We start from the raw sequence: 369 nt of genomic DNA, 5'->3' as shown, positions 1-369 counted from the left end.
AAACAGAGGTCGTAATCGACATTGGGATAGAAATTGGTTTCGACATTGACAATGCAGCGCAGTTTCGGCGCCATATCCAGCTCGTCGCGCTCCATGCGCTGCTGGCTGACCAGAACCTCGGTGTCCGACAGATGTTTTTTGTAGAACGCATCGCGATCCTCGCCATTCCAGGCGACGACGTCATAGGTTGAGAAGAACTTTTCCTGATCTGCTTTGGAAAAAATATCGGCGGCAGCCCGGGGTTCGGGGTCGAACAGAATGCGCATCGTGTCCTCCATTTTTCAGCTTTTGTAGCCCGCCGGGTGACGCTTGGAAAGCGCTCCGGACCAGCAAAACGAATTGACAGTGCCGCCCCGAACTGCTTGACCT

1 protein-coding gene is annotated in these 369 nt (G+C 53.9%); it reads right to left on the bottom strand.

All coding sequences use genetic code 11. From position 1 onward, the window contains the following. A partial coding sequence (locus AC1D0P_RS32065; RefSeq protein ID WP_477680412.1) for a hypothetical protein occupies positions 1-266 on the bottom strand: 266 nt, incomplete at its 3' end. Between the last annotated feature and the right edge of the window lie 103 nt (positions 267-369).

This window comes from Polaromonas sp. P1_G2 (assembly GCF_056405515.1).
Note: the sequence above shows the minus strand (reverse complement) of the source record. Positions and strands in the feature narration are given on the sequence as shown.